31 protein-coding genes are annotated in these 25,158 nt (G+C 42.0%); 19 read left to right on the top strand and 12 right to left on the bottom strand.

The window, feature by feature from the left end; translation table 11 throughout:
* Positions 1–171: 171 nt before the first annotated feature.
* The 6 genes from NSQ76_RS14870 to menC all read left to right on the top strand — a co-directional run bounded on the left by NSQ76_RS14870 (position 172) and on the right by menC (position 7,613).
* Entirely contained in the window at positions 172–1,590 is a 1,419-nt protein-coding gene (locus NSQ76_RS14870) for an isochorismate synthase (protein WP_341054584.1), read from the top strand.
* Entirely contained in the window at positions 1,583–3,328 is a 1,746-nt protein-coding gene (gene menD / locus NSQ76_RS14865) for a 2-succinyl-5-enolpyruvyl-6-hydroxy-3-cyclohexene-1-carboxylic-acid synthase (protein WP_326134705.1), read from the top strand. Before NSQ76_RS14870 ends, menD begins: the two co-directional genes overlap by 8 nt.
* Positions 3,310–4,137, top strand: coding sequence for a 2-succinyl-6-hydroxy-2,4-cyclohexadiene-1-carboxylate synthase (menH, locus tag NSQ76_RS14860; RefSeq protein WP_087976940.1), 828 nt, complete (start codon positions 3,310–3,312; stop codon positions 4,135–4,137). Before menD ends, menH begins: the two co-directional genes overlap by 19 nt.
* Positions 4,138–4,151: 14 nt before the next feature.
* Complete coding sequence (gene menB / locus NSQ76_RS14855; protein WP_024424937.1) at positions 4,152–4,970, top strand: 1,4-dihydroxy-2-naphthoyl-CoA synthase; 819 nt, start codon at positions 4,152–4,154, stop codon at positions 4,968–4,970.
* 71 nt (positions 4,971–5,041) lie between these two features.
* The gene (locus tag NSQ76_RS14850) at positions 5,042–6,502 is read left to right on the top strand and encodes an o-succinylbenzoate--CoA ligase (protein WP_327823196.1); all 1,461 of its coding nucleotides are present in this window, start codon (positions 5,042–5,044) and stop codon (positions 6,500–6,502) included.
* Entirely contained in the window at positions 6,489–7,613 is a 1,125-nt protein-coding gene (gene menC, locus NSQ76_RS14845) for an o-succinylbenzoate synthase (protein WP_341054576.1), read from the top strand. Before NSQ76_RS14850 ends, menC begins: the two co-directional genes overlap by 14 nt.
* A gap of 106 nt (positions 7,614–7,719) precedes the next feature.
* Here menC and NSQ76_RS14840 read toward each other — a convergent pair whose 3' ends face one another.
* The 4 genes from NSQ76_RS14840 to NSQ76_RS14825 form a co-directional block, all read right to left on the bottom strand.
* On the bottom strand, positions 7,720–7,911 hold the full coding sequence (locus tag NSQ76_RS14840) for a hypothetical protein (protein ID WP_326484214.1): 192 nt from the start codon (positions 7,909–7,911) through the stop codon (positions 7,720–7,722).
* Positions 7,912–7,936: 25 nt separating this feature from the next.
* Positions 7,937–8,095 carry a DUF1540 domain-containing protein gene (locus tag NSQ76_RS14835; protein WP_008360682.1) on the bottom strand — a complete coding sequence of 53 codons (159 nt, stop codon included), beginning with the start codon at positions 8,093–8,095 and terminating at the stop codon, positions 7,937–7,939.
* 68 nt (positions 8,096–8,163) lie between these two features.
* On the bottom strand, positions 8,164–9,210 hold the full coding sequence (locus NSQ76_RS14830; RefSeq protein ID WP_169510868.1) for a cytochrome d ubiquinol oxidase subunit II: 1,047 nt from the start codon (positions 9,208–9,210) through the stop codon (positions 8,164–8,166).
* 22 nt (positions 9,211–9,232) lie between these two features.
* A complete protein-coding gene (locus NSQ76_RS14825) occupies positions 9,233–10,564 on the bottom strand; it encodes a cytochrome ubiquinol oxidase subunit I (RefSeq protein ID WP_024425783.1) in 1,332 nt (443 codons plus the stop codon).
* A 176-nt stretch (positions 10,565–10,740) separates the two neighbouring features.
* On the opposite strand from NSQ76_RS14825, the gene NSQ76_RS14820 reads away from it, so the two are divergent.
* On the top strand, positions 10,741–10,983 hold the full coding sequence (locus tag NSQ76_RS14820) for a type B 50S ribosomal protein L31 (protein WP_341054570.1): 243 nt from the start codon (positions 10,741–10,743) through the stop codon (positions 10,981–10,983).
* 77 nt (positions 10,984–11,060) lie between these two features.
* Here the strand turns inward: NSQ76_RS14820 and NSQ76_RS14815 are convergent, their stop codons facing one another.
* A complete protein-coding gene (locus NSQ76_RS14815) occupies positions 11,061–12,044 on the bottom strand; it encodes a metal ABC transporter solute-binding protein, Zn/Mn family (protein WP_341054567.1) in 984 nt (327 codons plus the stop codon).
* 215 nt (positions 12,045–12,259) lie between these two features.
* On the opposite strand from NSQ76_RS14815, the gene NSQ76_RS14810 reads away from it, so the two are divergent.
* Positions 12,260–12,826 (top strand): beta-class carbonic anhydrase, encoded by a 567-nt coding sequence (locus tag NSQ76_RS14810; protein WP_024424929.1) that lies wholly within the window; start codon positions 12,260–12,262, stop codon positions 12,824–12,826.
* 1 nt (position 12,827) lies between these two features.
* Here the strand turns inward: NSQ76_RS14810 and yidD are convergent, their stop codons facing one another.
* On the bottom strand, positions 12,828–13,052 hold the full coding sequence (gene yidD, locus NSQ76_RS14805) for a membrane protein insertion efficiency factor YidD (protein ID WP_039180891.1): 225 nt from the start codon (positions 13,050–13,052) through the stop codon (positions 12,828–12,830).
* Between the two features lie 126 nt (positions 13,053–13,178).
* On the opposite strand from yidD, the gene NSQ76_RS14800 reads away from it, so the two are divergent.
* The gene (locus tag NSQ76_RS14800; protein WP_003217624.1) at positions 13,179–13,652 is read left to right on the top strand and encodes an S-ribosylhomocysteine lyase; all 474 of its coding nucleotides are present in this window, start codon (positions 13,179–13,181) and stop codon (positions 13,650–13,652) included.
* Between the two features lie 118 nt (positions 13,653–13,770).
* Complete coding sequence (locus NSQ76_RS14795) at positions 13,771–14,208, top strand: FixH family protein (RefSeq protein WP_024425786.1); 438 nt, start codon at positions 13,771–13,773, stop codon at positions 14,206–14,208.
* Between the two features lie 8 nt (positions 14,209–14,216).
* On the opposite strand, the gene ytzI is transcribed toward NSQ76_RS14795, so the two are convergent.
* Positions 14,217–14,363: a YtzI protein gene (gene ytzI, locus NSQ76_RS14790; protein ID WP_003217544.1), complete on the bottom strand. Its 147-nt coding sequence runs from the start codon at positions 14,361–14,363 to the stop codon at positions 14,217–14,219.
* 131 nt (positions 14,364–14,494) lie between these two features.
* Between ytzI and NSQ76_RS14785 the strand changes: the two genes are divergently transcribed.
* From NSQ76_RS14785 to NSQ76_RS14770, 4 genes are all read left to right on the top strand, one after another.
* Positions 14,495–14,932 (top strand): Dps family protein, encoded by a 438-nt coding sequence (locus NSQ76_RS14785; RefSeq protein WP_024424926.1) that lies wholly within the window; start codon positions 14,495–14,497, stop codon positions 14,930–14,932.
* A gap of 127 nt (positions 14,933–15,059) precedes the next feature.
* Positions 15,060–15,251: a hypothetical protein gene (locus NSQ76_RS14780; RefSeq protein ID WP_024424925.1), complete on the top strand. Its 192-nt coding sequence runs from the start codon at positions 15,060–15,062 to the stop codon at positions 15,249–15,251.
* Between the two features lie 155 nt (positions 15,252–15,406).
* A complete protein-coding gene (locus NSQ76_RS14775; RefSeq protein ID WP_024424924.1) occupies positions 15,407–15,811 on the top strand; it encodes a phage holin family protein in 405 nt (134 codons plus the stop codon).
* A 43-nt stretch (positions 15,812–15,854) separates the two neighbouring features.
* Positions 15,855–16,163 (top strand): hypothetical protein, encoded by a 309-nt coding sequence (locus tag NSQ76_RS14770; RefSeq protein ID WP_024425787.1) that lies wholly within the window; start codon positions 15,855–15,857, stop codon positions 16,161–16,163.
* 28 nt (positions 16,164–16,191) lie between these two features.
* On the opposite strand, the gene NSQ76_RS14765 is transcribed toward NSQ76_RS14770, so the two are convergent.
* On the bottom strand, positions 16,192–16,977 hold the full coding sequence (locus NSQ76_RS14765) for an AIM24 family protein (protein ID WP_024424922.1): 786 nt from the start codon (positions 16,975–16,977) through the stop codon (positions 16,192–16,194).
* A gap of 22 nt (positions 16,978–16,999) precedes the next feature.
* The gene (locus tag NSQ76_RS14760) at positions 17,000–17,611 is read right to left on the bottom strand and encodes a TerD family protein (RefSeq protein ID WP_341054560.1); all 612 of its coding nucleotides are present in this window, start codon (positions 17,609–17,611) and stop codon (positions 17,000–17,002) included.
* 248 nt (positions 17,612–17,859) lie between these two features.
* Between NSQ76_RS14760 and ytkD the strand changes: the two genes are divergently transcribed.
* Positions 17,860–18,336: an RNA deprotection pyrophosphohydrolase gene (gene ytkD, locus NSQ76_RS14755; protein WP_025093666.1), complete on the top strand. Its 477-nt coding sequence runs from the start codon at positions 17,860–17,862 to the stop codon at positions 18,334–18,336.
* 33 nt (positions 18,337–18,369) lie between these two features.
* Here ytkD and NSQ76_RS14750 read toward each other — a convergent pair whose 3' ends face one another.
* From NSQ76_RS14750 to NSQ76_RS14740, 3 genes are read right to left on the bottom strand one after another with little or no spacing between them, the layout of a single operon-like run.
* Positions 18,370–19,116 (bottom strand): ABC transporter permease, encoded by a 747-nt coding sequence (locus NSQ76_RS14750; RefSeq protein ID WP_370880888.1) that lies wholly within the window; start codon positions 19,114–19,116, stop codon positions 18,370–18,372.
* A 34-nt stretch (positions 19,117–19,150) separates the two neighbouring features.
* Positions 19,151–19,921, bottom strand: coding sequence for an ABC transporter ATP-binding protein (locus tag NSQ76_RS14745; RefSeq protein ID WP_024426225.1), 771 nt, complete (start codon positions 19,919–19,921; stop codon positions 19,151–19,153).
* A 15-nt stretch (positions 19,922–19,936) separates the two neighbouring features.
* A complete protein-coding gene (locus NSQ76_RS14740; RefSeq protein ID WP_024426224.1) occupies positions 19,937–20,938 on the bottom strand; it encodes an ABC transporter substrate-binding protein in 1,002 nt (333 codons plus the stop codon).
* A 174-nt stretch (positions 20,939–21,112) separates the two neighbouring features.
* Between NSQ76_RS14740 and NSQ76_RS14735 the strand changes: the two genes are divergently transcribed.
* The 4 genes from NSQ76_RS14735 to NSQ76_RS14720 are packed head-to-tail and all read left to right on the top strand — an operon-like array spanning position 21,113 to position 25,146.
* The gene (locus NSQ76_RS14735; RefSeq protein WP_024424916.1) at positions 21,113–21,841 is read left to right on the top strand and encodes a carotenoid biosynthesis protein; all 729 of its coding nucleotides are present in this window, start codon (positions 21,113–21,115) and stop codon (positions 21,839–21,841) included.
* Positions 21,810–22,556 carry a lysophospholipid acyltransferase family protein gene (locus NSQ76_RS14730; RefSeq protein WP_341054555.1) on the top strand — a complete coding sequence of 249 codons (747 nt, stop codon included), beginning with the start codon at positions 21,810–21,812 and terminating at the stop codon, positions 22,554–22,556. The genes NSQ76_RS14735 and NSQ76_RS14730 overlap by 32 nt, the downstream gene beginning before the upstream one ends.
* Positions 22,541–23,668, top strand: a complete 1,128-nt coding sequence (locus tag NSQ76_RS14725) for a glycosyltransferase (protein WP_341054552.1) — start codon at positions 22,541–22,543, stop codon at positions 23,666–23,668. Before NSQ76_RS14730 ends, NSQ76_RS14725 begins: the two co-directional genes overlap by 16 nt.
* Positions 23,665–25,146 carry a phytoene desaturase family protein gene (locus tag NSQ76_RS14720; protein ID WP_341054549.1) on the top strand — a complete coding sequence of 494 codons (1,482 nt, stop codon included), beginning with the start codon at positions 23,665–23,667 and terminating at the stop codon, positions 25,144–25,146. Before NSQ76_RS14725 ends, NSQ76_RS14720 begins: the two co-directional genes overlap by 4 nt.
* Positions 25,147–25,158: the final 12 nt, after the last annotated feature.

Genomic DNA, 25,158 nt, shown 5'->3' with positions numbered 1-25,158 from the left:
AAAGCGTGATATAATAAGGATTCGAGGTTTTAAAAGCTGTTTTCTTTACTAAGTTCATCTGTTAAGGTTTATAATAGAAAAGCAGGTCATTCGACATATTCGAATGTTCATGTATTTTTTTGTTATGGTTTTATTTTTTATGTTATTTCATGGATTTTGGAGGAATGTATCATGGTGACAACAGTGCAAAGTACTTTCCGGCAGGAAGCGCTCGCGACATTAGAAGAAGCGAATAACGTCAACCATGCTGTTTTGATAAGCTACTCCAGAAGAGTTGACGATCTGGATCCTCTTGCCTTTTTCCAAAGCGGCGAAGCGGATTTTTTAGGCGAGCGGTTTTTTTGGTCTGATCCAGAAAGCCAAATGATATTTTCTGGACTTGGCAGAGCGGCCGTCATTAAATCATCTGAGCAAGGCAAGGAACGATTCGATATAGTCCATCAAGAATGGGAACAGCTAAAGCAGCACATGTTCCATTTTCATGATGAGAAGGAGTTAAAGCAAGCGGCTGTTGGTCCGCTTTTATTTGGAGGATTCTCGTTTGATCCGCACGAAGAGAAGGCGCGTCATTGGGAAGCATTTGGCGAGGCTCATTTTTTTGTGCCATCGATCATGCTGACTGTCTCAAAAGAAGGCAGTTTTCTTACGATCAATGAGTGGAAGCAGGTGGACGGGAATGTTCATCAGCTTATTCAAGAATTAGAACAAAAAGCCTCCCGTTTCGAGGCATTGCCAGTACGGACTGGTGGACAAGCTGAACTTGTTCATATGGAAGAGCTGGATGTGAACGAATGGATGAAGGCGATCCAAGAAGCGACAGACCACATTCGTGTAAACGAATATGAAAAGGTTGTTTTAGCAAGAGAAGTCTTGCTTCACTATAAAAATCAAATTGAACTAGCTCCACTATTAGCAGAATTATTAAAGCACCAAACAACGAGTTATGTATTTGCGGTTGAACAGGGAAGACAAGCATTTGTCGGAGCCACGCCGGAACGCTTAGTGAAAAAAAGCGGTGGAGAGGTCTTTTCATCCTGTTTAGCAGGTTCCATTGTTCGCGGAAAAGATGAAGCGGAGGATCACGCATTAGGCGAGGAACTGCTGCATGATGAGAAGAATTTGATTGAACATCAAATTGTCGTCAATATGATTGAGCAAGCATTTAAAGCGAATTGCCTTCATGTGCATAAACCAAATCAACCAAGTCTTTATAAAACAAAAAACATTCAGCATTTGTTTACACCGATTGTGGGAGAAATCAAAAGCAGCTGTTCCCTCTTTTCATTAATTGAGCAGCTTCATCCGACGCCAGCATTAGGCGGATATCCTAAGGAAAAGGCGGTTGAAGTGATTCGTGAAATCGAACCGCTTAAGCGCGGCTGGTATGCAGCGCCGGTAGGCTGGATTGATTCTCAGGATAATGGAGAATTTGCTGTAGCCATTCGGTCAGGTCTTATTGAGGAAGATCGTGTTCGTTTGTTCGCTGGCTGCGGAATTGTAGAGGATTCCCTTGCAAAGCAGGAGTATGAGGAAACACAAGTGAAGTTAAGACCAATGCTGTCTGCTCTTGGAGGTCATCCTATTGAATAATCACATCATGACAACATATATAGGCAGATTGATGGATGAATTCGTCCAAGGTGGTGTGAAAGAGGCAGTTGTCTGTCCTGGTTCTCGTTCAACTCCGCTTGCGATGCTGGCCCTTGCTCATCAAGACATCCATGTCCATGTTTTAGTGGACGAACGGTCTGCTGCTTTTTATGCGCTTGGTCTTGCAAAAGCAAGTCAATCACCAGTGCTGCTCATTTGTACATCAGGTACAGCAGCTGCTAACTTTTATCCAGCCATTGTAGAGGCGCATTATTCTCGTGTACCTCTTATTGTTTTAACTGCTGATCGGCCGCACGAATTGAGGGAAGTTGGGGCACCTCAAGCGATTGATCAGCAATTCTTATTCGGTAAGTTTGTTAAATGGTTCACAGACTTAGCATTGCCAGAGGAAAGTCAAACGATGCTGCGTTATGTTCAGACAGCAGCTGCGAGAGCAAATCACATGTCGATGCAGGAACCAAAAGGGCCTGTTCAGATCAATGTACCTCTGAGAGAACCATTGCTTCCTGATCTGTCTATTGACCCTTTCGCGCGAGAAGAATCAGACACGAAAAAGGTATTAGCATCAGGTCATGCTTTCCCAAATGATCGAGTGATGTCTGAAATCGTAACCGTCATGAATCAATCCAAAAAGGGACTGATTGTGGCTGGTGAACTTCATACACAGGAAGAAAAAGAGGCAGTTTTACGCCTTTCGAAAGCTCTGCATTTACCTATTTTAGCTGACCCGCTTTCTCTTTTGCGCAACGGGCATGAGAATAAAGAGCTAATTATCGACGCTTATGATTCTTTATTGAAAGATGAAGCATTGCAGCAGCATCTATTACCGGATATGATCATTCGTTTTGGCCCGATGCCTGTGTCTAAGCCCTTATTCAAGTGGCTGGAAAAACATGCGGAAGTGCAGCAGATTGTTGTAGATGCTGCCGGAGGTTTTCGTGATCCAGGGTTAAGTGCTTCATACGTCATTGAAAGTACTGTCTCTGCTTTTGTAGAAGCAGCATTAAATCAAGCAGTACAGCGTAAAGAGACAAGTTTCTTAAACTGCTGGCAGAATGCTAATTCTTCATTCAGAACGCATGCAGCCCGCTATTCAGATGAGGATTTGTCCTTTGAAGGGAATGTGTACCGTCAGCTTCAGCACCTCTTGCCAAAGGAGAGTGTCCTTTTTATCGGAAATAGTATGCCGATTCGTGATGTAGATACATTTTTTGAAACTCAGTCCAAGCCTTTTCGAATGATGGCGAATCGCGGAGCAAATGGCATTGACGGCGTTGTGTCCACAGCACTTGGCACGTATGCAGCATTGAAGCAGCCAGTCACTTTAGTCATTGGAGATTTATCATTTTACCATGATATGAACGGTCTGCTTGCAGCTAAGCTGATGGACATTCCGCTGACAGTTGTTTTGATAAACAATGATGGGGGAGGTATCTTTTCTTTCCTTCCGCAGGCGTCTGATAAACCTTATTATGAAAAGCTCTTCGGTACGCCGACAGGACTGAATTTTGAGTATGCATCGAAGTTATATGGGGGAACCTATTCGAAACCGGCAACGAAACAAGAGTTACATGATGTGTACATGGCGCATATCGATGAACCTGGGCTTCATTTAATTGAAATTGAAACAGATCGTCATTCCCGTGTAGACAAGCACCGTCAAATGATGGATGACATATTGGAAGAAGTGAAAAAAGAATGCCTTCGCTCATCATAAGAATGCGTGATGGGGTAGCGTACGAAGTGGTGGACCAGAACCCTTCGGCAGCAAATGCCACATTATGCTTACACGGCTTCACTGGAAGTGCAGCGTCTTGGACGTTCTTGAATGCTTATTTGAAGAATACAAGACTGATTCAGGTCAGCTTGCTTGGACATGGGCATACGGACTCGCCAGAAAGTGTGAGAAGATATGCCATGTCTCAGCAGCTGGCAGATCTTGTAGAGATTTTAAACCAATTAAAGCTTCACAAAGTGAATATTCTCGGATATTCTATGGGAGGACGTATTGCTTTATCATTTGCCGCTCGTTATCCAGATCGTGTCAATAAATTGATTCTTGAGAGTACATCTCCTGGGCTTCGCACTTTTAAAGAGCGGATGGCAAGACTAAAGCATGATCATCAGCTTGCTCAAAAGATTAGACATGAAGGCTTAGTGAAGTTTGTGGATTTTTGGGAAAGCATTCCTTTGTTTGCGTCGCAGAAAACTTTATCAGCGGAAAGGCAGACTGAGCTGAGAGAGGGAAGACTAAAAGCCAATCCTCTTGGACTGGCTCGCAGCTTAGAAGGAATTGGAACAGGTTCACAGCCGTCTGTTTGGAAGGCGTTAAAGCATATTCATTTGCCTGCTTTGTTCATTTGCGGAACGCTTGATGAAAAGTTCTGCCATATCGGCAAACGTATGCAGCAGGAGCTGAAAGGAAGTCAATTCATTTTGGCTGAGCATGCTGGGCATACAGTTCATGTGGAACAACCACATTTTTTTGGTAAAATAGTAAGTGAGTTTATTTTAGCGCAAGATTAGAGGAGGAAATATTGATGGCTATTGAATGGCAAACTGAGCGTCAGTATGACGAAATTTTATATGAAACGTACAATGGGATCGCAAAGATTACGATTAATCGTCCGCACGTACATAACGCGTTTACCCCGAAGACTGTTAGTGAATTAATTGATGCATTTTCACGGGCTCGTGATAATTCAGAAGTTGGTGTGATCGTACTTGCAGGTGCTGGCGGAAAAGCATTCTGTTCTGGTGGAGACCAAAAAGTTCGCGGCCATGGCGGTTATGTAGGAGACGATCAAATTCCACGTCTAAATGTATTAGACTTGCAGCGTTTGATCCGTGTCATTCCAAAACCAGTTATCGCAATGGTAGCAGGTTACGCGATTGGCGGAGGCCACGTTCTTCACGTTGTGTGTGACCTGACGATTGCAGCAGATAATGCGATTTTTGGACAAACAGGTCCAAAAGTAGGCAGCTTTGATGCTGGTTATGGTTCAGGCTACCTTGCACGTATTGTTGGTCATAAGAAAGCAAGAGAAATCTGGTACTTATGCCGTCAATACAATGCACAAGAAGCGCTTGATATGGGACTTGTTAACACAGTTGTTCCATTAGATCAGCTTGAAGAAGAAACGGTGAAGTGGTGTGAGGAGATGCTAGAAAAGAGCCCGACTGCTTTACGATTCTTGAAGGCTGCTTTTAACGCAGATACGGATGGATTAGCTGGAATTCAGCAATTTGCAGGAGATGCGACACTTCTTTATTACACAACAGATGAAGCAAAAGAAGGACGCGATTCCTTTAAGGAAAAACGCAAGCCGGACTTCGGCCAGTTCCCGCGTTTCCCTTGATTCAATGATATCAATGAACAACAGCTTAGTGCATCAGACTAAGCTGTTTTCTTTTACGAAAAGGAGGTGTCATGATGAAGCAACCTAATTGGCTGCTGCACCGTGCCTATTTAACGCCAGATCGAGTCGCACTCATTTATCAAGAGAAAGAGTGGACATTTCACGAATTAGCTCAAGAAGCGGAAGAGCTGTCAAATAGACTTACTCAGGCATCATTGAAAAAAGGGGAAACGGTTGCGCTTTTGATGAACAATCATCCTCAAATGGTGATGCTTGTACATGCCTGTTTTTTATTAGGGTTAAAAATTGTGCTATTGAATAATAAGCTGACAAAAGCTGAAAGGCGCTATCAGCTAGAAGATGCAAAAGCCGCGGCGTTATTAACAGAATCTAGTTATGCAAGCGATCATGAGGGTGATTTACCCGTTTATACAATGGAAACTTTACCTGAACCAGGGCAAGGCCATGTCAACAAGATCGAGAGTGAATTTGATTTGAATGAAACAGCGACCATCATGTATACATCTGGGACAACAGGACGTCCAAAAGGGGTAGAGCAAACGTTTGGTAATCATTTCCATAGTGCTGTTTCCTCTGCACTGAATCTGGGTCTCAGAGAGGATGACCGCTGGCTCATTGCCCTGCCTCTTTTTCATATTAGCGGCTTATCTGCTTTATTTAAGTCTGTGATATATGGAATGACAGTCGTGCTTCATCAGAAGTTTGACGTCGATGAAGTAAAGGATTCTATTGAACGGCATCGTGTAACGATGATTTCTGTTGTGCAGACGATGTTATCTCGTTTGTTAAGCAGATTGGCAGAATGTCCGTCTTCTTTGCGCTGTCTTTTATTAGGCGGAGGACCTGCGCCTTATGCGATGCTTCAAGAAAGCAAAGAGAAGGGCTTTCCTGTCTTTCAATCGTACGGGATGACGGAAACCTGTTCACAAATTGTGACCCTTGCGCCCGAATTTAGTGTAGAGAAGCTTGGATCAGCGGGAAAACCTCTTTTTGGGTGTGAGCTGAAAATTCAAGATGGTGATCGCATTTGCCGTCCTTTTGAGCATGGCGAAATTATGGTGAAAGGTGCAAATGTGATGAAAGGTTACCTTTACCGTGAAGAAGCGACCGCGGCTGCCTTTGATGAGGGCTGGCTGAAAACGGGTGATATTGGCTATGTGGATGAGGAAGGGTTCTTATTTGTGCTTGACCGCCGTTCAGATTTAATTATTTCTGGCGGAGAAAATATTTATCCTGCGGAAATTGAAGCGGTTCTGCTAACACATCCGCATGTCAAGGAAGCCGGAGTAACGGGTATGTATGATGATAGATGGGGAGAGGTACCTGCTGCTTTCCTTGTAACAGATGATAAGATACCGGAGAATGAGCTCTATGCTTTATGTGAGTCGCATTTAGCCAAATATAAATGGCCCGCCGCTTTTCACTTTGTGGACGAGCTGCCAAGAAATGCGTCGAATAAATTGCAAAGGCACAGACTCAGATCAAAGGGGTTTTCAAATGATTCAAATTGAACGAGTAATTTTATATCATGTCACGATGAAGCTTAAACAGCCATTTACAACAAGTCTTGGAACCATTTCAGAGCGTGAGTTTATTATTGTTGAAGTCAAAGATCAGACAGGATTGACTGGATGGGGAGAAGTCTCTGCTTTTTCTTCTCCGTGGTATACAGAAGAAACAATTGAGACTTGCTATCATATGCTGAGGGCTTTCTTTATCCCGAACGTGCTGACGCGCACCTTTACACATCCTTCAGAAATCCCTGACAGTCTGTATCATTTTAAAGGCAATAGGATGGCGAAAGCAGGCATTGAAGCGGCTGTTTGGGATATTTATGCGAAGCGTGAGAATAAGTCTTTACGCGATGTATTAGGCGGTACAAAAGATAAAATACCATCTGGCGTTGTGGCGGGGTTAGGCCCTATTGACGATATGCTTGAGCAAATTCAGCAATTTGTTGACCAAGGATATCAGCGGGTGAAGGTGAAAATTAAACCAGGACAAGATATTGGACTTCTTCAAAAGATCAGAGAGTCTTTTCCTGATCTGCCATTAATGGCAGATGCAAACTCTGCATATGAATTAAAAGATATTAGCAAGCTTAAGCAGCTGGACGATATTCGTTTATTAATGATTGAACAGCCTTTAGCAGCAGATGATATTGTGGACCACCGCCATTTGCAAAAGCATTTAAAAACGCCGATTTGTTTAGATGAAAGTATTTGTTCTTTAGATGATGCTAGAAAAGCTGTAGAGCTGGGCAGCTGTCAAATTATTAATGTGAAGCCTTCACGAGTTGGCGGATTGACAGAGGCTCTTAAAATTCATACGTTCAGTAAGGAGCATCAAATTCCGTTATGGTGCGGAGGGATGATTGAAACAGGTATTTCCCGAGCGCAGAACGTAGCACTTGCTTCGCTTCCTCAATTTACGATTCCCGGTGATATTTCAGCTTCGTCAAAATTTTGGGATCAGGATATCATTTTTCCTGAAATTAAGGTTGAAAATGGGTTTATTGAGGTGCCTCGCTCCCCAGGAATGGGCGTGGAGATTGATTACCAAGCGCTCCGTTCGTTTTCAGATAAAATCGACGTGTTTACAAAACATGATTTTGTGAGATAAAAACGAAGGAATCACCTTTTGCATCCCAAATAGAATCTAGATATAGTGAGAGAAAGTTTTTCCTTCCTGTCTTAACAAAAAAGAAAGAGCGGTGATCCGCTCTTTCTTACTCTTCAACCCACTCGCTGTCATAAGCAAGCTGTCCGATATACTGATGAATTTCACTTGGCATGTTTGATGCATGTCCATATTCATAATCCCAAAGATTTAAAAAGGAGTGAGCGGCTTGGTGGAATGCGGCTTCATCCGCGTCATGAATTTCGTCAAAAAACGTTTGAAGCAGCCGATCGTGTTTCAAATTGAAGCGCCTCCTTTAATGAGACTTAAAGGTCTTGTGGTTTAAACGTTTTACAATCCGTTTCTTCACTTTTCTCAGCCGTATTTCCTGTGTGGCTGACGACATAGATTGCATCTGCACCACAGCGGTTTCCAGCATTCCAATAGGAACAGTTATTGACTTCACAAAGGATTTTTTGACTCATACAGATGACCTCCTTTTGAGTATGTCTTTCATCTATAATGTAACCGAAATGATGCTTGTCCATTCATGTTAATCTTCCTGACGAATATAGCGCTTATCCTTCATAAATAATTTCCAGAAGAAATAAAATCCGGGAAACAAGATGATAAACCCTACAATATAGGTGATAAATAATGCCCTAAATGTGACAGGGTCTGTAAATCCAGACATGATTGTAATATCTGGATAAGCCATGTAAGGCAAATGGGCACGCCCATACACATAGCTTGCTAAGAAATATTGAATGGTAATCGCAATGACGGCAAGGCGTGGTCTCCCTTTCCGATGCTTAAACCGGCTGTTTGGTAAAAATAGAGCCAGTCCTGCGAGCAGAAACATTAGGAGAGATACAAGAAGAATAGGAATGTTCTGCATCATTTTTGTGAACAGCCAATTGGCCTCGCTTCGTAATGTCAGCATGATAAAAAAGGCCATCATGAGTGAAAGTGGACCTGTAATGAGCGCCCCTCTTCTATAAATGCTGTAAGCTTCATCTTCATTAGCTACATTAGAGAAATCAGCTAAAAGCAAGGACGAAAGAAAAAGGGTGCTGAAGATGGCAAAGCCGACAAAAGAATAAACATTTGCACTTGTAAAGACCAGTCCTAGATCTAATGAGTAGACGTTGTTCTCCTGAAAGATAAATCCACCATGGGTGATTGGGAGAACCATGATCAGGATGGACGGAATGATAAAGCCGCTGATCCCTGAAATATACGTCACCGCTTTTCGATATTTCTTAGGCAGTGAATGAGAAAACACGAGAAACCCGCTTCGCAGTGCAAGAAGCAATAATATGATGCTGCCGGGTATTAATAAAACGGTACCAAGTACAAAGGTCGCACCTGGAAACAGGCTGAACAATGCGACAACGATGGCGACAATAAAGACGTTTGTCACTTCCCATGTCGGAGAAAGGTACTTATTTGCGATATTAGCGGCCTTTGTTTGCTCTCTATTCATATAAATCATCGACCAAAATCCTGCGCCGAAATCCATTGATGCCATCACTGCATAGATAAAAACGAATCCCCATAAGATGGTGATTGCAATGAGCGCATCAGTTGTAACATCCATTTGCATCAAGATCGCTCCCTTTTTAAGATTCTGTTAACCGTAGGTCTTCTTCAATCGAATGTTTTCTAAAGTAGTACGTCAGCACAATAACGGTTGCTATGCCTAAGATGAGATAGACAATGGCAAAAAGGATAAAAAGTGTCCCGATCGAGCCTGATGATGTGACAACCTCTGAGGTTTTGAGCATTCGATAAATAACCCATGGCTGGCGGCCTGTACAAGCAAAAATCCAGCCAAATTCAATAGCTAAAAGACTAAGAGGCCCGCCGAATAAGTAAAGAAAAAGGAGCCACTTCGGAAATTTGTCCCGTTTTAAAATTTTACGGTAAAGCAGCGCTAATACCGCAAAAAGAATGAGCACCGATCCAATAATGACCATGCCGTTAAATAATGTGTGTATAAATAAAGGCGGCCACTCGTCACGAGGAAAATCATTTAAGCCTTTGACCACTGTATCGAAGCTATTTCCTGCCAGAAAACTGAGCGCCCAAGGAATTTCGATCGCACCTTTAATTTCCTGCGAATCAGCATCCGTAAAACCACCTATTGCAAGAGGCGCATGTGATTGCGTTTCAAATAAACCTTCAGCTCCAGCCAGCTTTTCAGGCTGATATTCATACAGAAGCTGAGCGGATTCGTGGCCATTTAAGGCTGTTAGAAAAGAGAAAAGTCCTCCTACAATGAGTCCAAGAAAAAGGGCTTTTCGATGAAATGTATAGAGCTTCTCATTTTTTCTCGTTTTGAGCATTTTAAAAGCTGCAACTGAAGCAATCACAAAAGCACCTGTTGTAAAAGCAGACAGCACAACATGTGTAGCAGTTACAGCAAAGCTTGGATTGAAAAAGGCCTTCCAAGGCTCGATATTTGTGATTTCTCCATTCACCATCTGAAAGCCAGCAGGTGTCCCTTCAAAAGCATGTACGTTTGTAATTAGAATCGCTGATGCAGCTGCACCAATGACGATAAAAATAACCGTAATGATGCGCATTGCATTTGATAGGCGATCCGCTGCGTATACATAAATAGACATAAATAATGCTTCTATAAAGAACGCATAGATTTCAATCTGGAATGGCAGTGACATGACCTTTCCGATGACCTCCATAAAACCTGGCCATAAAAGGGCAAGCTGCGTACCAGCAATAGTACCTGTTGGAATGGCGACCCCTAACAGAACAGCCTGTGCTTTTGTCCACCGCTTGGCCATGATGGCATAATGCGGGTCCTTCGTTTTTTGAAAGATGAGTTCAGCTAACAAAATCATTAGCGGGATGCCAACGCCAAGCGAGGCATAAATAATATGAAAGCCCATGGTTGTGCCGAACAGGCTTCTAGCTAAAACGAGATCAGTCAATTTTTTCTCCGCCTTTCTTATCGCTTCTCTTTTTCATGATGCTTATTATTCTCCACCATTTTTAGATTATTCTTCCTGACTAAGAAAGCTTGTTTTTTGACAAGTTGTAAAAGAGGGAGTAGAATATAAATATAAAACGTAACCATTACGTTTTATTAACGAAAGGAGTTTTGACATTGAAAAGAGATATTCATCCAACCTCACATGAAGTTATATTTATGGACGTAAACAGCGGTTACCGCTTCTTGAGTAGATCAACAAAGACATCAAATGAGACAGTAGAGTGGGAAGATGGGAAAACGTATCCTGTCATTAAAGTAGAAACAAGCTCTGATACGCATCCTTTTTATACAGGACGTCAAAAATTCGGAGAAAAAGGCGGAAGAGCTGAGCAGTTTAAGAAAAAATATCAAATGTAATCAAAAAAGCACGCCTGATAACGGTGTGCTTTTTTTTACAGCAAAAAACCCCGGTTGATCACCCGGGGTTCAAAGCATTAATCATTTAATGCAGTTTTTAAGGTCTTTAAGTTTTGTTTCATTAAGCTGACGTAGCTTTCGCCATTTTTGACATCATCCTCAGTAATGGATTCTAGATTTTTAAGGGTCAAGCTTTTTGCCCCAATTTCACTGCGGATTGTATCTGATACTTTGCTGCTGACGTTGTTTTCAAAAATAACGTATTGAATGTGATGCTTTTCTGCTTTTTGTACAATGTTTTCGAGCTGTTTTTGTGATGGCTCCTCAGAAGCGGATAACCCTAAAACACTGATTTGCTCAATGCCATAGCGCTTTTCCCAATAACCATAAGCTGCGTGAGAAACAAGAATTTCTTTATGTTTCGCTTTAGATAACGTTGTTTTAAATTCTTGATCTAACGATTGCAAATCTTTTTTTAGATGTTCATAGTTTTTTGTGTATTCGTCTTTATGATCTGGATCTAAAGAGACGAGTGTGTCTTTAATGTTTTTCGCCATTTGCTGTGCATAAACCGGGTCTAACCATGCATGAGGGTCTTTATCTCCGTGATCGTGCCCGTCATGATCATGGTCTTCACCTTCATGGTCATGTTCTTCGCCTTCTTCATGTGCATGTTCTTCATTTGTCGATAACAATTTGATGCCTTCGGCTGCTTTGACTGTTTTCACACCTTGGTCTTTTAAAGTGGCAGCTGTTTTGGCTGCGAATGCTTCAGCCCCTGTGCCGCTGTAGATAAAGGCATCACCTTCAGCCATTTCAACCATTGTTTTTGAACTTGGTTCAAAGGTGTGTGCATCTGCATTTGCAGGATACACGCTTTGAGCATGAACGTGAGAGCCGCCAATTTTTTCAGTGAAATCTTGGATTGGGAAGATCGTGGTGTAAATGATTAGTTTCCCGTCTGCTTTTCCTTTTGAAGCATTAGTGCCCGCACTGCTTGAGCAAGCGGCAAGACCGATCGCGAATAAAGCAGCTGTTAAAATAAAAAAGATTTTTTTCATGTAGAAAATGTCTCCTCTCAATCTAATAGATAGAAATGATTACGATTTAATGTCCTGAGTTATTGTATCGTAATAATTACGATTTGAAAAGAGGAAAATAAAAAATTTTCATCAGCAGATGTTTCCTCTAAAAAAAATAAGCTGCAAAGCGTGACGAAATTTCTTGCATTGTGCTATATTTATTTTTAAAAAAAGATAAAGGAATGGACAAACGTATGAAACTTTTAGATGAAATCATCGAATATAATCAACAATTTATTGAAGAAAAGAAATACGAAGAATTTACAACAACAAAGTTTCCACAGAAAAAAGCTGTCATTCTATCGTGTATGGATACAAGACTTGTTGAACTGCTTCCGCGTGCCATGAACATGAAAAATGGTGATATTAAGATTGTCAAAAGTGCTGGGGCGCTTGTTTCTCATCCATTTGGAAGTATTATGCGAAGCATTTTAGTTGCTGTTTACGAATTAAATGCTGACGAGGTATATGTCATTGGGCACCATGATTGCGGGATGAGTAAAATAGACAGCCAAACACTTTTAAATAAAGCCGTTGAGCGCGGTATTCCAGAAAAACGTATTGAAGTACTGGAATACTCAGGAATTGATTTTAAACAGTGGCTCAAAAGCTTTAGTTCAGTTGAAGAGAGCGTGAAGGACAGTGTGTCTGTAGTAAAAAATCACCCGCTTCTTCCATCAGATGTACCTGTACACGGGCTTGTCATTGACCCTGGAACAGGGAAGCTTGACTTAGTTGTCAACGGATATGAAGAAAAGTAAGTTACTTTTCCTTTTTAGGCGGGACAGGATCGATGCCGCCAGGGTGAAGCGGATGACATTTCAAAATCCGTTTTATGGTGAGCCAGCCGCCCTTGATCGCGCCATGCGTTTTGATTGCCTCTAGTCCATAGTTTGAGCATGTTGGATAAAACCGGCAGCTTGGCGGTGTCAGAGGGGAAATACATTTTTGATAAAAGCGTATTATGCCGATAAAAATTTGTTTCATAGAGGTTCCTCCTTGTCTGTCTTCCACAGTATAAGAAAAAAGAACAAGGAAGGAAAGTTTTATAAACTAAACTGGTCGGAGAAATATGTTATAATATAGGAAATTGCAATTATAGGAGTGGTGATTATGCCTTCAGTCGAAAGCTTTGAACTTGATCATAATGCTGTAAAAGCGCCATATGTTCGTCATTGCGGCGTTCATAAAGTGGGATCAGATGGGGAAGTAAATAAATTCGATATTCGTTTTTGTCAGCCCAACAAGCAGGCGATGAAACCTGATACGATTCATACATTAGAGCATTTGCTTGCGTTTAATATTAGAACACACTCAGAGAAATATGATCATTTTGATATCATTGATATTTCTCCAATGGGCTGCCAGACAGGCTACTATTTAGTTGTCAGTGGTGCACCAACTCCAAAAGAGATCGTTGAACTTCTTGATGCAACATTCAAGGATGCGGTTGAAGTAACAGAAATTCCTGCTGCAAACGAAGAGCAATGCGGCCAAGCGAAGCTTCATGATCTTGAAGGGGCAAAACGTTTAATGCGTTTCTGGCTTTCTCAGGATCAAGAAGAGCTTTTAAAAGTATTTGGTTAATAGAATGATGAACCGGACATTTAGATGTCCGGTTTTTTATTTGAATTCAAACAGAGATGTCAAAATAGGGGATATTTGTTAAAATGGACATGTCAGTAAAAGAAGGGGGAAACGCAGGATGCGAAAAATGTTGGGAATGATTCTGATACTCACGTTATTGAGTGCATGTGGAAACTCTGCAGCAAATAGCGGCAAAGGGGAAGTGCCTGAGCTGTTAGAAGTAAAGCTCACAGGACCTGAGCAAGTGGAGAAAAATGAAAGCGTTATAGTAAAAGCAGCTGTCACATACGGTGATACGCCTGTTGATGATGCAGATGATGTTCAATTTGAAGTGTGGAAAGATGGCGACAAGGATAACAGCAAGATGATTCAGCCAAAGAAAGAAAACAAAGGTGTATACGAATTGCACACAGCCTTCAAAAAAGATGGCCTTTATATCATACAAGTCCATGTGACAGCTAAACAGCAGCATAATATGCCGAAAACGAACATCCACGTAGGTGAGGTGAAAAAAGAGAGTTCAACTACTGCAGAAGAAGAAACCTCACATCATTAAAAGCGGATTTATTTTGGATTAGGACGTTGATTTGGTTCTGCATCCTGTGGTGAATCGACTTTATGCTTATATTCATAAGCCTTCGATGTCGTCCACAATGATAAAAAGACAACGATTGAGATAATAATAAAGCTGATAATCCCAAGTAACAGCATCTAACTCCCTCCTTATTTCCATATTAACATATATTTCATGCAGTCAAAATAGAAGAAATTGACGGCAGGTTTCAGTATAATAAGAAAAGGGTATTCTCATACTAAACGCAATTACATAAGGAGGAATAAATATGTCTGAACAATTATTAAACGTCGTTAATAAACAAGTAGCTGATTGGACTGTGCTTTACGTGAAATTACATAACTATCATTGGTATGTAAAGGGAAAAGATTTCTTTACACTCCATGAGAAATTTGAGGAACTATATACAGAAACAGCTACATATATTGATGATTTGGCTGAGCGTATGCTTGCTTTAAATGGACAGCCTGTTGCGACAATGAAAGAGTGCTTAGAAATTTCCAGCATTCAAGAAGCAGAAGGCAAAGAATCAGCGGAGCAAATGGTGAAAAATCTATATGATGATTTCTCCAATATCGCTGAGGAATTAAAGCAAGGAATGGAGCTGGCTGCAGAGGTTGGCGATGAAACTACAGGTGATATGCTGCTTGCGATTCATCAATCCATTGAAAAACACAACTGGATGCTTAAAGCATATTTAGGATAATACACGTATGTGAAAAGAATGTCGGTCATCAATAGACCGACATTCTTTTTTTATTGGAATAGGGACAGACAGCCCATTGAAATCATAGGGCTTTCAGCCGAAGAGAAAAGAGAAGGGAGGGAAGAAGATGTCTTCTATTGCAGGAATGATGAGTCAGCAAGTAGCGAGCATTCAAAAGACACTCAATATTAGTTTGTTGAATTCACAGCTTGCTACGAATACAGCACAAGCTATGGTGATGCTGGATCAAGTGCAGCAGCAGCCTCAAGCTGTTCAGCCAAAGGATTCAGATGCTTCATTTATTGATGTCAGAGTCTAAAAAGAGAAGCCGCCTTATGGGGCGGCTTTTTTTGGTCTCGTTCGTTTCCCTGAATACATAACAGCGCCTTTATTTTTTGTCGTCCAAGCTATTGCGAGAATTCGGCATATACTATTGAGGTAAGGAGTTCCACTTTGAAAGGATGTTGATGCCAAGTGAGCAAGGATTTAGGCATCTTTTCGTTGGTTACAGTGAGTTTGTCGGCGATGGGCTTTCTGTTTGGTGGAGCAGGATATTTACTGATGATTTTAGTGACGTTGATGGCTATTGAATTAATTTGTTCAAGCCTAAGAGAATCTTTGACTGGGCAGCTCACAATGAAGCGGTTTTTAACGCGGCTTGTTCGAAAGGTCGTGACAGTCTCCTTAATATCTATGGCACATTTCTTCGATGTCATGCTGAAGACAAATGGGACGATTAAGGATTTAGCGATCATCTTTTATATTATTTATGAATCTTACCAAATCGTCTCGACAGCCAGAGCCCTTGGAGTTCCCATTCCACAGTTGTTTATTGATGTATTGGACATGTTAAAAAATAAATTGCGCAAAAAGCCGTAATTTCCTCATATCTGGTCATACTAAAGGAAAAAGGATGATTCGGATGGCGAGACACACATACTATGTATCCGTACAAGATGGATCGATATCGCAGCATAGAGATGCAGCGGCTTGGCAATTTCAAATAGAAGCAGATGATGATCAAATTTTGCAGCTGAGAGACTACTTCGATGAACAGTATATGACAGATTGGAAAGGCTTCTTTCGGGCGCATGTTCCGTTTCTTGAATATCATTATGATAGTCCAAATGATGAAATGGATAGAAAAAGAAAAGAGATTTACACAATGATTTATGAGCTCGGCAATGAAGAAACAAGGAGCTTTATTGAGACAAATGGTTTGATGAATTGAAAAAGCATGTAGAGAATCTCTACATGCTTTATTTTCGCGGTTGTAAAATGCCTCCGATCAAATCACTGATCCCGCCGCCTCTATTTTCTTGCTGTGAATTGGTGAATTCATGAGAGGAGCTCTGGCTTTGAGGTTTGTAGCGATTATCATCTAACCCCACCCGTAAGCCAGATGTGCGCTCAGATGGCTGGATAATGACGATTTGATCTTGTTCCTGGAACTCAAATAAGTAGGATTCGCCAGATGTTTGTCCAATGAAAGTTTTCCAGTTCACATCTAGTTTGACCTTCGGTGCTTTGCCTGTCCAAGCAACAATTGCGTCAGGGTCTACACGGCAGGGGGCTTTTAAAATAAGCGGATTTCCATTCGTTTTAATGGCGACTTGCGCTCCGTGCCCTTGATAAGAGAGTTTTGATGTAAACAGTCCTTTCTGTGATAAAATACCAACGCCTACTGGTGTGACGCCGTAATGGCATTCCTCAGTAAAGGCAAGTAAATCTTCACTTTCTACACTTACATGCTGCCAAGGACCGCTTGGCTCAAGGTTAATCACTGTTACATGTTCGCTTGCATCCGCCAAGTAGCAAGTACCTTGTCCACTCACTTCCATCATCTCAAGGTTTTCACCTGTGAATTTCCTGCTGATATGGTTAAATACTTGGCTGACCATATTTCCTTTATTCGTTCCAAGTAATCGCTTGCGGTATTGGAAACTTCCTTGATCAGCAATCATGGCGCCTTTTTTGGCAAAAAAGATTCCGCTGCCTTCTGCTTGTAAGGTAAGCTCTTCTATCGTGTTGAAATGAAATCCCATAGGTGCCGGCTCCTTTCCTGCGTCAAGATGTAAATCCGTAGATGCGGCATAAATCATTTAAATCTAGAGTAGTCCCTTGCCCGGTCGCCGTGATTTTCCATTCCTCCTGATCTCTCGTGAGTTCAGCGCATATAATGGATGTACAATACGAATAATCCTCTGTTAACTGAAAGGTACAAATCTCTTGCTGCGAGATTTGATCCGTAAGTCGCACGTAGGCATTGGTGACTAGTCCAAAATGATGCTGGCGTTCGTGTGCATCATGTATTGTGGCTGTGACGACAATTTTATGAATATCAGGTGAGACTCTGCTTAATTGCATAATAATCATTTCATTGTCTCGATACCCTCCGCCAAATTGATGATCACCAAGATGACGAACAGCTCCATCTAAGCTTTGCTGCTGGTGATAATAGATCAGATGCTTAGGAGACAACAGCTTGTCCTCTTCATTTAAAAGAAAGACTTGCGTATCTAAATCAATTGGCTGACCAGCGAGGTCCCAGCCAAGCCCGATATGAATTTGGTCGACCGCTGGATTGTCTTTTGTTAAATCTAACTTTTGCCCTTTCACGAGGTGTTTCTTGATCACCTCATGGGGTGCGTCTTGTTTTGACCCATTTTTTATACTCATGCTGATTTCCTCCTCGTTGTCATAGGACAAACACTGATTCATTTACGTTATATAGGGATAAAAGGTTTCATGATTAAAATTGGGTGAAGTTGGAGATGATAAAAAGGTTTTAGCAACAATACCTTATTTTAGATACAGACGAGTTGGAACCACTCGTTTGTTTCACTTTTGATAAAAATTCTTCAGATAAATGTGATCTGTGGTATGATGTTTTACAAGAAGCAAGGACAGGATATGAGGGATTTCACATGCATGTATTTAAAGACTATTATCATAATACGGTCAAGCTCTCTTTTGAGGAGAAGCCTTTTTCAAGTCATCCTAAGCATGTTTGGGCCATCTGCCGCTACCAAGGGAAATGGCTGCTCACTGAACATGAGGATCGGGGCTATGAGTTTCCAGGAGGGAAAGTTGAGCCGGATGAAGAAGCAGACCAAGCCGCTATACGGGAGATTCAAGAAGAGACGGGTGCTGTTGTTCGTGAATTAACGTATATTGGTCAATATCAGGTGCTGGGCAGAGAAAAGGTCATTGTCAAAAATATTTATTTCGCTGATATTGAAAAGCTAGTGAAGCAAGACACGTATTTTGAAACGAAAGGACCCGTTCTTTTCGCAGACTTGCCAAGATCCATCGCCAAAAATAAGAATTTCAGTTTTATTATGAAAGATGATGTGTTAAGACAAAGTCTTGCTTATTTAGAAAAGAACGGTTTGATTCGTTAAAAAAAGCGCAGGGGCGACAATCCCTGTGCTTTTTTATTTTTGAAGAAAACGGCGTTCGAGCCATTCCACAAGCTGGTACATGATGGTCGCAAACACGGCAATAATGAAAAGACTTAAGAACACGAGTGTAAAGTTGAAGACTTGAAAGCCGTAAATGATCATGTAGCCGAGCCCTTTTGAGGAAACAAGAAATTCCCCTACAATAACCCCAACCCAAGAAAGGCCGACATTGACCTTGATGGCAGAAATCATCGTTGGAATACTAGCTGGCAAAATGACCTCGCGAAAGACGACGCTTTTTTTCGCACCAAAGGTTTTCATCACCTTTAAATAATTCTCATCGACCTCTTGAAAGGCTGTATATATGACGATCGTCGTAATGATTACACTAATGATTGCGCCCATGGCAACGATGCTGATCATGCCAGGCCCAAGGGCAACAATTAAAATCGGGGCGAGGGCAACTTTTGGCATGGCATTTAAAATGACTAAATAAGGATCAAGAACGTTTGCCAGGCGGGTGGACCACCATAAGGCGGCAGCGAGCAAAATGCCGCAAAAGGTACCAAGTAGAAATCCGAGCACTGTTTCAAATAATGTAATACTCATATGATTCATTAAAGATCCATCGGATATTTTTTGTACAAACAATTGGCAGACTGCTGATGGTGAACTAAATATCAGTGGATCGATAAGACGAAAATGACTGGCAAGCTCCCAAAGCGAAAAGAAGCTGGCGAAAATAATGAACTGATAGATTCGGGTCATGCGTTTTTCCATTCGGTATTTTTTGCGATAGGCTTCATGTAAAAGATCACTGTGTTTCAACTGTTTTCAGCTCCTTCCAAATCGTTTGAAAGAGCTCTTGGAAACTCTGGGTCTGTCTTGCATCGAAAGGAGAAAGAGTCCTCAGTTCATCTGGAACGGTAAAAATCCTCTTGATTGAGCCAGGATGCTTAGAGAATAAGAAAATGCGGTCACTCATCGCAATGGCTTCGCCAATGTCATGTGTCACAAGGACCGCTGTTTTTTGATAGTTTTTGAGTGTATGAAAGACGAGATCCTCTAAAGTGAGTTTGGTTTGATAGTCTAGAGCTGAAAAGGGTTCATCTAGTAAAAGCAGACCGGGATTCACTGCAAGCGTTCGGGCGAGAGCCGCACGCTGCCTCATACCGCCTGACAGCTCCTTCGGGTATTTTTCCTCTACATCATGAAGGCCAAGCTTAGGCAGTAAGCCAAGAGCGGCGGAGGTGGCTTCATGTGAATCTTGTTTGGTAATTTTTAACCCGAGAATGATATTTTCCTTGATGGTTTTCCAAGGAAACAAATAATCTTGCTGGAGCATGTAGCCGATTTGATGCTCTTTTTGATTCGGTTCTTTTCCTTCGATTAAAATTCGGCCTTCAGAGGGCGGCGTTATTCCTGCAATGATAGACAGCAGGGTGGTTTTTCCGCAGCCGCTGGGACCAATAAATGAGATAAATTCTCCTTGGTCTATCTCCATATTGATGTGCTGTATGGCCGTTGTTTTTTCTTTTAAAGAGAAGTACGTGTGGGTCACATGGTCAATTTGAAGGAAAGACATGTGCTACCTCCTATTCTATTTGTGTTCTGTGACCTTCTTTGCAATGGATGAATTGACAAGTTGTTTGTACGGGATAAATTTCGGCAATTCATCGCTCTCCTTCATGATTTCCTGCAATTTGTTCCATTCCTCTTCATTCAGAAGGGGATCTGTTGCGTAGGAGTCCTGCTGTTTGTAGCGTTTAATGGCAGTTGATAAAACATCAAGTTCTGTGTCAGGAAAATGAGATTGAATGGTTTTGGCAATCTCCTCCGGCTGCTTGGCTTCTACCCATTTCTGCGCTTTATAAATGGCGCGAGTGAAGGCTTCAGCTGTTTCTTTGTTTTCCTCTAAGTAACTCTTCTTTGCCATGAAGGTGGTATACGGCACCTTTCCGGAAGCCTCTCCAAAGGAGGCGGTAATGTACCCTTTGCCTTCTTTTTCAATTAAGGATGCTGTCGGTTCGAATAACTGCACAAAATCGCCAGTTCCAGAGGAGAAAGCACCTGAAATGTTGGCAAAATCAATATTTTGAATCATGCGGAGATCCTTTTTTACATCAATGCCTTCCTTTTTCAGGACATATTCACCGACCATTTGCGGCATGCCGCCTTTCCGCTGTCCAAGAAAGTCTTTTCCTTTTAATTGATCCCAAGAGAATTCGCTCACTTTCTCCCTTGAAACAAGAAATGTACCGTCTGTTTGTGTCAGCTGTGCAAAGTTGATGACAGAGTCTTTTGTGTCTTGAGCCTCTACATAGATAGAGGATTCAGATCCGGTCAGGGCGATATCTGCACCGCCGGATAAGAGAGCTGTCATCGTTTTATCACCGCCCCAAGTCGTTTTTAATTCAACCTCTAGCCCTTCTTCTTTGAAGAAATCCTCAGATAAGGCAACATATAGCGGAGCATAAAAAACCGAATGGGTCACCTCGGCTACTTGTACGGTCTGCTCTTGTTCTTTTTTACAGGCGACAAATGGAATAAAGAGCAGGACAACGACGATGAATGCCAGTCTGACTTTGATGGAACGATTCAAGAGTAATTCGCCTCCTTTGTTCTAGATCACTAATTAAAGTATGTCAAAAGGGATTTTTGGTGAGTGCCTAGATGAAAATAAGAAGCGCATTGTTTATTTATAGAACATGTCTTTTTTTCTATACTAGAAGCATGAATACTTTCTTGAATTTGGCAGAAACAAAGGGGCGGTTTCGTGTATAGAGTGAGTTGGGTATTTCTTGGATGGTATTTAGTAGGACTCATATTAATGGTCTCTTTTGAAGTGCCAGCATGGCTTCAGTTTGCAAATGGCATTTTCCTTGTGCTGTATGCCTGCTGTGTGATAGAAATTGGGCGAAATATTTATGGTTCATGGGGGTTTGTGATCAAAAGGGCAGCTATTGTCGGGGTGCTGACATTTACGGTTGAATGGATAGGGATCACAACCGGTTTTCCTTTCGGGGCCTATGACTATTATCCGACGTTAGGTTTTCTAGTGGCAGGGGTGCCTTTAACCATTGCTTTTGCATGGGTTGGTGTGTTTTTAAACAGCCTTTTTTTAGCCAATCAGCAGTCGAAATGGAAACGAGCTGTCGAAACGGGGATATGGATTGTCTTGCTTGACCTCATATTAGACCCAGTAGCGGCTGAACGGAAATTTTGGGTGTGGTATGACGGCGGTGGTTTTTATGGTATTCCTTTTGAGAATTTTGTGAGCTGGGGTATGATTGGAGCAGGACTTTCCTTTCTCTTCCCGCTTGTTCAGATTGATCAAAAGGCTCTGAGCTGGACGAGCCGTATTTATCAGGCAATGGTGTTCTTTTTTGGTGTGCTGGCATTAAAGGGCGGGCTCGATGTCATTTTTTATTTAGCACTGATCATTGTTATTTTGTGTGAAGGAAGGGTTCAATTTGAAAGAAAGCGACAAAAGCCGATCGTTTAGACGTATATTTTCTTTTTATCTTGAGCGGTATTTACTTCATAAACATTTCCGCTCTGTGATGATGAAAGGCACTGTGGACCCAAACGAGAAGCTGCCTGTTCTTTATATCGCCAATCATAGCTCATGGTGGGATGGACTGATCATCTTTCTTTTAACAGAAAAAGCGTCCGAACTCGATCACTATATGATGATGGAAGAGAAACAGCTGAAGCAATATGCCTTTTTCCGAAAGCTTGGTGCCTTTCCGGTTCAGAAAAAGCCTCTGAAAAGTGTGAAGCAAGCATTAATGACGGCAAAAGAGAACATGCAGGCTGGCGGGGCTGTATGGCTTTTTCCACAGGGGAAAATCATGCATCAGGATATGCGGCCGCTTGAATTGGAGGGCGGGGCTTCATTTTTAGTGAGACAATTTGAGCAAGTTGTCGTGAAGCCTGTGACCTTGCTTTATACATTTAATCAATTTCAAAAGCCGACAGTATCTGCTTTGTTTGGTGAAGATACCTTAGTATCTGGCGGAGAACTTCGAAGCAAGGACGTGACGCATCTGCTTAGAGATCTGCTTGAAACGCAGTTAAACGCTCATCAAGCACAGGTCATCGCAGATCCTGATTTTACAACTAATCAAGAATTTAGACAGATGACGAGGACAAGTCAGTCAACAAGTGATGCGTTTGATTCCTTTAAAAAGTGGGTGAAAACATGGCGGTCTTCTTAACCGTAATCAGTGTACTCTTGCTCTGTCAGTTTATTTTCACCATATGGAATATGAAGCAGCTTCCTGTTTTAAAGCCAGCATCCATTTCGCCTGATGAACTTATTTCATTATCAATTCTGATTCCAGCGAGAAATGAGGAAAAACGAATAGAAGCCTGTCTTCAGTCGATCGTTGATCAACGTCTTTACCCGAAAGAGCTCATCATCCTTGATGACCATTCGACAGATCAGACAAGAGCGATGGTGGAGCGGTTCGCAGAAAAATACCCGTGGATCCGTGTCCAGTCAGGTCAGCCATTAAAGCGGGGCTGGCTTGGTAAATCATATGCCTGCTCTCAGCTCGCTGAGGCAGCAGTTTCTGACTGGCTGCTATTTTTAGATGCGGATGTCCGGTTAAAAAGAGGGGCAGTTGAATCAGTATACAAGCAGTTATGTATGCAAAAAACGGGCATGCTGTCAGGTTTTCCAGAACAAAAAACAGGTACATTTTTTGAGCATCTTGTCGTTCCTATGATGATGTTTACCATTGGCTGTCATCTGCCAGTGAAATGGGTAAGAAAATCTAAGAACCCCGCTTTTGCCGCAGCACATGGCGGTTTTATTGCCATTGAAAAGAATTGTTATCACGACATTGGCGGGCATGAAGCGATCAAGGATTCACTCGTTGATGATATGGCCTTGGCTAGACGGGTGAAGGAAAAAGGCTTTCCGTTCACACTTGCAAGCATTCATCCATTTGTGTATATGAGAATGTATGAAAGTGGACAAGAGGTTTGGGAAGGTTACCGGAAAAATTTATTCCCAGGTGTGAATCGAAGCATTGCTTTATTAAGCAGTGTCTTTTGTTTATACACCCTCCTTTATTTGGTTCCTGTCATTTGTTTCATGATCGCATTGTTTCAGCTGAATGTTTTGAGCATATGCTTAGCCATTCTTTGCTATGGGCTGGGTGTATCGATTAAAGCGGCAATAGATACTGAAAATGGGCGGACATCTGCGATGGCTTTTTTATTGCCGGTCAGTATTTTAAGCCTGATCGCCATTGGCTTTGCTTCTATGAAAATCGGTCTGAAAAAAGAAGGGTATGAATGGAAAGGGAGAAGGTACGAATGAAAAAAGTGATCATCATCGGCGGTGGACTTGGCGGATTATCAGCCGCGATCCGTCTACAGTCACACGGGGTTCAGGTCACCATTTTAGAAAAAGAAGCGGCTTTAGGGGGGAAATTGCAGCGCCATCACGAGGCAGGCTACTCTTTTGATTTAGGACCGAGCACCATTACAATGAAGGCCTATTTTGAAGAAGTGTTTACATCCTGTCATAGACGGATGGAGGATTATGTGACCTTTTATCCGATTTCTCCGCTGACCAAAAATATTTTTCCAGATGGACATACGGTCGAGTTTACGCCGAATATTGAGCAAATGGAATCACAAATTGCTGCATTCAGTCCTGAAGATGCGAAGCAATACCGCGCATTTTTACAGGAATCAAAGACGCTTTTTCAAAAGGCAGAGGAGCAGTTTTTAAATCGTTTGTTATTGAGCTGGAAGGATAAGGCGGATGTAAAGCTGATGAAAGCACTTCTTGCTGTCAAACCATTCACATCGGTTCAGCGCCTGCTGCGTCAATATTTCCGTCATCCCCATACATTGGCGATGTTTGGACGGTATGCCACTTATATTGGCTCTTCTCCCTACGAGGCGCCGGCTATTTTTAATATGATGGCGTATTTAGAAGGAGAGAAAGGGATTTATGGAATACAGGGCGGTACATATCGTTTAGTTGAGGCATTTGAGACGCTGGCAAAAGAATTAGGCGTTCAGATTTACCTCAATGAACAAGTGAACAAGATTCATGTGAAGGATCGGCGCATCAAAGGAGTGGAGACGGATCAGCAGATGTATGAGGCAGATCAAGTCATTGCAGGAGCAGATGCGCTGACTGTATACCGTCATCTCATAGATGAAAAAGACCGTCCTCGTTTTTTAAATCAAAAACTGTCTGGCATTGAACCGTCGTTGTCGGGCTTTGTTCTCTTATTAGGGGTACCTAAAGTCTATGAACAGCTGGTCCATCACAATGTGTTTTTCCCTGAGGATTATGAGCAAGAATTCAAGGATATTTTCCAGAAAAAACAAATGCCTCAAGACCCGACACTTTACATATGCTATTCAGGCCATTCAGAACCAGCTTTAAGCGGAGGACCGGGAAGAAGCAACCTGTTTGTACTGGCCAATGCACCTTATGTGACAAAAGAGCAAGATTGGGACATGCTAAAGGAGACATATCGTCAGCATGTAAAAAACAAATTAATGGAAAAAGGTCTTTTTGATTTGGATGAGCTTATTGAATATGAAGCGGTTCAAACCCCGCTCGATCTGCAGCAGAAAACGGGGGCATATCGTGGAGCCATTTATGGCATGTCTTCAAACTCGTTCAAACAGGCGTTTTTTCGCATCAATAATCAGTCAAAAGATATTGAAGGACTTTGGTTTGTTGGAGGAACAAGTCATCCAGGCGGCGGCACGCCGATGGTGACAAAATCAGGCCAGCTTGTCGCAGAAGCGATGCTGAAGCAATGGACGTAATCAAAGATGAAA

It is taken from the genome of Bacillus sp. FSL M8-0256, from assembly GCF_038005765.1.
In the GTDB taxonomy this organism is placed as follows: Bacteria; Bacillota; Bacilli; order Bacillales; family Bacillaceae; genus Bacillus; species Bacillus safensis.
Note: the sequence above shows the minus strand (reverse complement) of the source record. Positions and strands in the feature narration are given on the sequence as shown.